The 674-nt window shown below is 72.7% G+C and carries 1 protein-coding gene; it reads right to left on the bottom strand.

Going from position 1 to position 674, the window contains the following annotated elements; all coding sequences use genetic code 11:
• Window positions 1–674 (bottom strand): penicillin-binding transpeptidase domain-containing protein (locus tag FQ705_RS18825; RefSeq protein WP_260854563.1); only part of this gene is annotated, 674 nt, incomplete at both ends.

Raw genomic sequence — 674 nt, 5'->3', positions numbered from 1 at the left:
CGCTGTTGGCGGCGCTGATGACACGAGGCTCGTCGGCACCGGCACGCGCCGGCGCCGCCTCGAACAGCACCTGTCCCGCGCCGTCCTGGATTTTCGCGATCAGGTAGGGCTGCACGCGGAAGCCGCCGTTGGCGAAGCTCGCGTAGCCGGTCGCCATCTGCAGCGGCGTGACCGCGCCCGCACCCAGCGCCATCGGCAGGTTCGGCACGATCAGGTCGGAGCGCAGCCCGAAGGCACGCACGATGTAGTCCTTGGCATAGGCCGGCTCGATCGCGCGCAGCACGCGCACCGCGACCAGGTTCTTCGAGCGCGCCAGGCCCTCGCGCAACGCGATCGGCCCGAGCAGCGCGCCGCTCTCGCGCGGCCGCCAGACCGGGCCGCCCGGGTAGCTGGCGGGGATCTCCAGCGGCAGGTCGTCGATCACGGTGGCGGGCGCGAAGCCCTTGGCCAGTGCCGCCGAATAGATGAAGGGCTTGAAGCTCGAGCCGGGCTGCCGCCAGGCCTGGGTGACGTGGTTGAGCTGGCTCGGCGTGTAGCCGTTGCCGCCGACCAGCGCGCGGATCGCGCCGTCGTCGGGCGAGATCGCGACCAGCGCCGCCTGCACCGCCGGCAACTGGCGCAGCACCCAGCGGCCATCGCCATCGCGTGCGATGCGCACGATCGCGCCGGGCTTC

The sequence above is a fragment of the Paraburkholderia sp. BCC1884 genome (genome assembly GCF_900996225.1).
GTDB lineage: Bacteria > Pseudomonadota > Gammaproteobacteria > Burkholderiales > Burkholderiaceae > Paraburkholderia.
The sequence above is the reverse complement of the archived record's forward strand: the minus strand, read 5'-3'. Positions and strand labels throughout refer to the sequence as shown.